Annotated in this window: 6 protein-coding genes; 2 read left to right on the forward strand and 4 right to left on the reverse strand. The window is 72.9% G+C overall.

The window, feature by feature from the left end; all coding sequences use genetic code 11:
* Positions 1-118: 118 nt before the first annotated feature.
* On the reverse strand, positions 119-373 hold the full coding sequence (locus ABT106_RS30045) for a hypothetical protein (protein ID WP_351283677.1): 255 nt from the start codon (positions 371-373) through the stop codon (positions 119-121).
* A 265-nt stretch (positions 374-638) separates the two neighbouring features.
* Positions 639-2,480 (reverse strand): DUF8508 domain-containing protein, encoded by a 1,842-nt coding sequence (locus ABT106_RS30050; protein ID WP_351283679.1) that lies wholly within the window; start codon positions 2,478-2,480, stop codon positions 639-641.
* A 348-nt stretch (positions 2,481-2,828) separates the two neighbouring features.
* Between ABT106_RS30050 and ABT106_RS30055 the strand changes: the two genes are divergently transcribed.
* Positions 2,829-4,352, forward strand: a complete 1,524-nt coding sequence (locus ABT106_RS30055; RefSeq protein WP_351283682.1) for a hypothetical protein — start codon at positions 2,829-2,831, stop codon at positions 4,350-4,352.
* A 387-nt stretch (positions 4,353-4,739) separates the two neighbouring features.
* Positions 4,740-6,179 (forward strand): alkaline phosphatase PhoX, encoded by a 1,440-nt coding sequence (locus tag ABT106_RS30060; RefSeq protein WP_351283684.1) that lies wholly within the window; start codon positions 4,740-4,742, stop codon positions 6,177-6,179.
* 93 nt (positions 6,180-6,272) lie between these two features.
* On the opposite strand, the gene ABT106_RS30065 is transcribed toward ABT106_RS30060, so the two are convergent.
* Both ABT106_RS30065 and ABT106_RS30070 read right to left on the reverse strand, forming a co-directional pair.
* Entirely contained in the window at positions 6,273-6,449 is a 177-nt protein-coding gene (locus tag ABT106_RS30065) for a hypothetical protein (RefSeq protein WP_267722370.1), read from the reverse strand.
* Between the two features lie 102 nt (positions 6,450-6,551).
* A partial coding sequence (locus ABT106_RS30070) for a TerD family protein (protein ID WP_502979527.1) occupies positions 6,552-7,210 on the reverse strand: 659 nt, incomplete at its 5' end.

The following is a 7,210-nucleotide window of genomic DNA, read 5'->3' on the forward strand; positions in this document are numbered from 1 at the left end:
GTCCTTAATCTGCCTTTCGGGGCAGCAATGAGGACGGACGTACGGGAATCTTCTGGGAAGTGTCAGCACGGCGCACACCAGGCGCGGGCCTGGGCGGAGCCCCGGTCGTCCTGGCGGTCTAGCGCAGGGGGAACGTGCGGATCAGGCCCGCGAAGGCCTGCTGCTCCGCCTCCGTCAGCTCCACCGACTCCATCGGGTGCGCGGCGGAGGTGCGCTGGACCGGTATGGCCGGCAGGCCGTCGAAGACGCCGGGCTCCGGGTGGTGGAAACGGCTGTCCCACAGCATGTGTCCGAGGCCGAGGACCCAGACGAGAGCGGCCACGAACAGGACGGCGAGGCCGGTTTCCTGGGCGAGGGAGATGGAGGGGAACACACGGTCCTCCAGGGAGAGCGGGCGGTACAAGGCGGTACAAGACCGGGCGTGCAGATACTCAACACCACAACCGGTCGAATGGGCAGGGATGTGTCGAGCGTCACGCCAGGGCCGAAAGTCCTCAACTCGCCCCGGAAGGGCACGAAGGAGACGCACGCGCCCGCAGAACGTGAAGGGGCGTCCGTGACGAAGCAGCGGGCCCGGCCGCGGGGGTGCCCCCTCGGTGGCGGCCGGGGAGCCGGCCGGGCCCTCTGCGGTCCGGGGGCTACGGGCGCAAGCGCAGCACCTGCGGGTCGTGGTCGCTGTTCTGCGCCGAGAACTCCGCGTTGATGTGCACGCTGTCGTACGTGAAGTTCTTGATCGCCGGGCTGGTCAGGATCTGGTCCAGCACCTGCGCGTTGCCCTGGTACACGTACGAGTACCGCTCGGCCTTCGGCAGCGACTTGATGGCCGGGTACAGGGCCCCGCCGTCCGCCAGGGCGGTCGTCGTCGCCGAGAACTCGAAGTCGTTGATGTCACCGAGGACCAGGACGTTCGCGTTCTTCTCCGCCGCGAGGATCTCCTTCACGAAGCCGTTGACGGACTGCGCCTGGAGCAGCCGCTTGGCCTCCGAGGAACGCACCGGCGGCTGGTGGTGCGAGGTCAGGCCCTCGTCGCCGCCCTTGGAGCCGAAGTGGTTGGCGATCACGAAGACCGTCTTGCCGCGGAAGGTGAACTCGCCGGCCAGCGGCTTGCGGCTGTCCGCCCACGCCGGGTTCGCGGGGTCGATGCGGCCGGGGGAGTGGGTCAGGGCGGCCTTGCCCTTCTCCTTGACCACGCCGGTCGCCGTCACCGCGTCGCCCGGGGCGCGCTCGGTGAAGGAGACCCGCGCCGGGTTGTAGAGGAACACCTGGCGGATGTTGCCGCCGGGCTCGCCGCCGTCCTTCTTGTCCTCCGGGTTGACGGTCCGCCACTGGTAGGCCGGGCCGCCCGCCGCCGTGATGGCCGCGGTGAACTTCGCGAGCGTCTGCTCGGCCGAGACCGTGCCGTCGTTCTTGGCGCCGTTGTCGTCCTGGATCTCCTCCAGGGCGAGGATGTCGGGGGAGGCCAGGTTCTCCACGACCGCCTTGCCGAGCGCGTCGAACTTCTCCTGCGGGTCGGTCGGGTCGAGGTTCTCGACGTTGTACGTCGCCACCGCGAGCTCGTTCGACGCCTGCGCCTTGGTCTTCTCGGGGGCGAGGGTGCCCGCCTTGACCGTGCCGAGCGTGCGGGCCACCAGGGTGTAGCCGCCGAACTGGTTGAAGTCCAGCGGGCCTTCGGTGGTGCCCGTCAGCCGGTCGCCGACGTTGGCCACCGGGAAGGGCTGCTGCGCGAGGGGCGCGAGCTGCTGGATCTGGAGGCGGCCGGTGTTCTGGGACTCGTACGAGCCGTAGACCGTCCCGCCGCGCTTGGCGGCGTTCTCCCAGCCCTTCACCGTGACCCACAGCTCCGCGTACGGGTCGGTGGCGCCGACGACGCGGGAGGTGCCGATGCTGACGTTCATCCCCTCGAGGGACTCGTAGTGGTCCAGGGCGTAGCGGGAGGGCTCCAGGGTCAGGCCGTTGACGCTGCCGCCGGCGGCCGGGTCGCCGGCCGGGGCGTACTCGGCGGGCACGGTGTACTCGTTGATCGCGGTGGCCGCGGGAAGGGGGTTGCCCGAGGAGACCACGGTGACGACGGGCTTGGAGATCTGGGTCACGGACTGGTTGCCGGAGTTGACGCCGCCGGGGACGTACTCACCGACCGTGCCGGAGACCTTGACCGCGTCACCCGCGGCGACGGTCGGGACCGAGCTGGTGAAGACGAACACGCCTTCGCTCGTCGCGTCGTTGTCGTCGGCGTCCGGGTCCTGGATCCAGAAGCCGCGCGAGCCGTACGTGCGCACGCCCGTCACGATGCCCTCGACGTCCGCGACCTGCTGACCGCTGAGCGGGGATATCCGGGTGGTGCCCTGGATGTCGTGGACGCGTACCGGATCGGCGGCGGCGCCGCCCTCGGCCGCGTCGGCGGAGCCCACGAGCAGGCCGGTGGCCAGGGCGGTGGCGACGAGGGCCGCGACGGCGGCGGAACGGGGATGCGAGGAGCGCATGGTCAGGGACTCCGGTGTGGGATGAGGGAAACGGAGGAGGTGCGGCGTGAAGACGTCCGGGGAGTGTGCCGTTCCCGATACATCTACGCGCGTCAATTTCCTGTGTGGCCCGCAAAGTTGTCAAGGGGTCCAGGGAATACGACAGCTGACTGTGTGATGAACCAAAGACGCCGACCCGCCGGACGCGCCCGAAATGCGTCTACGCTGGGACGCCGTACGAGGGCCGCGTCCGCCCCGGAGGGGCCCGGCGGCCCGCCCGGCCGGGCGCCACCGCCGTACCCGTCCGCACCGTCCGGCCCGGCCGATCGTCACGGCCCGCCCCACCGCGTCCGCGAGGAGAACCACCCCATGTCCGCAGAGCCGCACCCCACTCTGCCGCCGGTCCGGCTGCACTCCGACGCGGAACTGGCCGGGGCCGCCCTGGCCGCCCCGCTGTTCGCGCGCGCCGTACGGCTGGCCCGCTGGGCCGGGCCCGCCACCCGCGTCGACGTCGGCGGCGAACTCGTCGCCGAACAGCTGCCGGAGGCCGCCGCGGCCCTCGGGCTCGACGCCGGCGACGCGGACTCCGCCATGTACGCGAGCCAGGCGTGGCGGGTGGCGGTGGACACCGGCCTGGTCGACGTGACCGAGCCGGAGGACGACGGCGCGCCGGCCCCCGGTACGGGCCCGGACGGCGGCGCCGAGGAGGACGCCGCCGCGGCGGACCACGGAACCGCCGCGCCCGGTGAGGACCTCGCGCTCGTGACGGGCGGCGCGCCCGGCGACGTGCTCGACCTGTGGCTGGCGGCCCTGGACACGGTCCTCGCCGACGCGGCCGTGCCCGACCTGGACGACCTCGTCGACGCGCTCGACGCGGGCGGCGGTGTCGACTTCGACCGGCTGGACTGGAACCCGAGCCGCGAGGCGGACTTCCTCGACGGGGTCCTCGCCAACCTCTACCTGCTCACCGTCGCCGAGGGCCGAGCCGCGGACGAGCCCGTTCCGCTGCCCGTGCTCGCCGCGTCCATGGTGGTGCCCGACGACATGGGCGAGCCCACCGACGCCGTACTGGAGCAGGTCTCCGACGCGATGATGCGCCTGGACGACCAGTTCCGGCAGCTGGAGCCCATCGGGCTGGTCGAGTTCCGGCCCGTCGACGAAGCGCTGATGGCGGAGGCGGACGACGCGGACATCGCGGCGGGGCACCCCGACGGCGGTGACGATGACGAGGACGTGTCCCGCTACGGCATGGTCCGCCTGACGCCGCTGGGCCTCTACGGCGTCCGCGCCCGGATGCTGGATGCCGGGGTCGACGCCCCGGCCGTCGGCGACCTGGCCGGCAAGGGAGCGGACGCGCTGCTCGACGCGGTCTCCTTCTACCCCGAGGGCGCCGCCCAGGCGGAGATGGAACAGTGGCTGAGCGGCCGCGAACTGCCCGCCGCCGCCGCCGAGCTGCTCGCCGCGGCCCGCGGTGGGGACGAGGCGGCCCCGTTGCGCCGGCTGCGCTGCCAGCAGGCCCTCGCACCGGCCGGGCCGTCGGCCGAGGGGGCGGTCCGCGCGGTGCTGGACGATCCGGAGCTGGGCGGGCTCGCCCGGGTCTGGCTGGCCGAGCGCGGGGCGGCCGACATTCCGGCGCCGGACGCGTCCCTGGTGTTCTGGCTGACGGTCGACACGATCGCGGCGCAGCTCGCGGCGGACGGCGAGACGCGGGAGCTGCCGCTGCTGATGGAGACCCTGACCGCCCATCACGCGGGCTTCTTCGAGAAGGCGTGGCGGGTGGAACACCCGGCGACCGCCTACGTGCTGGAGGCGATGGGCCGGCTGCACCCGGACAAGAGGGCGGCGAAGGAGGCCCGGAAGGCCGCGTTCAAGGCCCGGTCCCGGCAGTCCTGAGCCGGGGGCCCTCCCGGGCACGGGGGCGCGGGAGACGGGACGCGCGGGACGGGCCCGGAGTCCCGCCGGGGCGGTGGTCCGGGCGGTGCTCCGGTCCGGGGCCGCCCGGCCGTCAGGTCTCCCGCGGCGGGGGCGGTCCCGCCCGGACGGCGGGCGGCCCGGGCGCGGTCCGGGGAGCGGACGGCGGGCGGGCTGGGCCCGGGGCCGCCCGGCCCGTCCGCGCGGCGGCGACAACGCGCCGTTCCTGGGCCGGAGTCCGCCATTGCGGCCCCGGGCAAGGGGCCGGTCCGTCTTTCTGGGTAGTTCAGCCGCCGTTCACGTGCGGGCGGGAGCGTGTGCGCCGACGACCGTACGACAGGCGCACCACCTCCCCACCCTGGAGCCCCGATGCCCCTCACCCGCAGAGACTTCACCGCCCGCACCGTGATCGCCGGAGCGGGCGTCGCGCTCACCGGGACGGTCGGCGCCCTGGCCACCGCGCCGGGGGCCCTCGCCGCCGACGACGGCGCGCTCCGCGACGCGCACGGCAAGCCCTGCGAGCCCGGCTACGGACCGCTCGTCCCCGACCCGGCCGGACTGCTCGCCCTCCCCGCCGGATTCCGGTACCGGGTGATCACGCACAGCGGGGTGACCAGGCTGGAGACCGGCGAGACCACCCCGTCCCACCACGACGGCACGGCCGCCTTCGCGGGCCACCGCGGGGTCACCCTCCTCGTCAACAACCACGAGCTCAAGGGCCGCCGCGAGACCTGGCCGCGTCCGGTCCCGCACACCGAGGGCCTCGTCTACGACCCGGCCGCGGCCGGCGGCTGCACGGTCGTCGAGGTCCGGCGCGGCGGCGAGGTCGCCGAATGGGTGGGCATCGCCGGTACGTCGACCAACTGCGCGGGCGGCGCCACCCCGTGGGACACCTGGCTCACCTGCGAGGAGAACTCCGACCTCGCCGGCAAGAACGGCATGACCAAGGACCACGGCTACGTCTTCGAGGTCGACCCGCACGACCGGCACGCCAACCGCGACCCGCGGCCCGTCAAGGCGTTCGGGCGCTACGACCACGAGGCCGTGGTCATCGACCCGCGCCAGGGCCACGCCTACCTGACGGAAGACGCCTCCGGCCCCAACGGGCTGCTCTACCGCTGGACCCCGCCCCGCGGCTTCCGCCACGGGCGCGGCAGGCTCCGTACGCTCGCCGACGACGCCGGTGCGCTCCAGGCCGCCAAGTGCATCGACCGTACGGGCCGGTTCGTCGACGACCTCTCGCGCGCGACGCGGATCGGAACCGTCTACGGGGTCGACTGGGTGGACGTGCCGGACCGGGACGCGCGGACGGTGGCGGTGCGCGGGCAGTTCGCGGACGGCGTCGTGACCCGCGGCCGCAAGCTGGAGGGCATGTGGTGGGCCGACGGCGGAGCGTACTTCGTCTCGTCCTACGCGCGCGCGGAAAGCCCGGGCGCCGCGCACGACGGCCAGGTGTGGTTCTACGACCCGAAGCGGCGCACGGTCCGGCTGACCGTCCTGATCGGGGTGAACGCCGACCCGTCGGCGGACGGCGGCTACGACGGCCCCGACAACATCACCGTGTCGCCGTACGGCGGACTGGTCATCGCGGAGGACGGATCGGGACTGCAGCACCTCTTCGGCGCGACCGGGGACGGCCGCACGTATCCGCTGGCGCGCAACGAGCTGAACATCGGGTCGGCGCAGGAGCCGGAGTACTCGGAGTTCACGGGGGTCTGCTTCTCACCGGACGGGCGCACCCTGTACGCCAACATCCAGGACCCGGGGATCATGCTGGCCGTCACCGGTCCGTGGCGGCGCGGGCGCTGACCGCCTCCGCACGACGGGAACCGCCGCCGGGGCGCCCTGCCGGAGAGTCGCCTCTGAGGGCCGGGGGGCCGCCGTTTCGGACGGCCCGCCGGCTCACTGGGTTGCGGAGACCTCCGCGCGGGAGGCGACGGCCCACTCGGCGAGGAGGAACTCATACGCCTCCGAGGGCCACTCGCCGCCCACACCGGTGTCGACGAGGTGCCGGATCGCCTCGTTCGCCTCGGAGGCGGACGGGCGGGCCGGACCCGTGGGTGTGGGTGACTCGTGCATGAGTCCAAGGCTACGGGCGGGCACTGACAGCCACCTCCGGATTACGCGTGGCTTCCATCACCCGCTACGGTCCCCGGTGGCGCCATGTGCCCGCCCACCTGCTCAGAGTGCCTGCGCGGCGGGCTTGACCATGCCGCGCACTGTGCGCGACTTCACAAACTCGCCGATCGCCGTCATCTCCCACTCGCCGGTGAACTGCTTGATGAGCTTCGCCATCATCACGCCGGTCTGCGGCTCGGCGCCGGTGAGGTCGAAGCGGACCAGCTCCTCGCCGCTCGCCGCGTCGATCAAACGGCAGTAAGCCTTGGCCACTTCGCTGAACTTCTGGCCCGAGAAGGAGTTGACGGTGAAGACCAGGCCGGTGGCGTCGGCGGGCAGCCGGCCGAGGTCCACGACGATCACCTCGTCGTCGCCCGCGCCCTCTCCGGTGAGGTTGTCGCCGGAGTGCTTGACGGCGCCGCCGAGGATCGACAGCTTGCCGAAGTAGCAACTGTCGATGTGGTTGCGCTGCGGACCGTACGCGATGACGGAGGCGTCGAGGTCGATGTCCTTGCCGCGGAACGCCGGCTCCCAGCCGAGGCCCATCTTGACCTGGGAGAGGAGCGGGCGGCCGCCCTTGACCAGGGAGACGGTCTGGTTCTTCTGGAGGGTGACCCGCCCCTTGTCGAGGTTGCCAGCTGGTCCATGCCGTCGTAGCGCTCCTCCGACACGTAGTTGTGGTGGCAGCTGATCTCCCGGTCGAAGGACACCTTCGCCTTCCG

Source organism: Streptomyces sp. NPDC002044 (assembly GCF_040296725.1).
GTDB lineage: Bacteria > Actinomycetota > Actinomycetes > Streptomycetales > Streptomycetaceae > Streptomyces > Streptomyces antarcticus.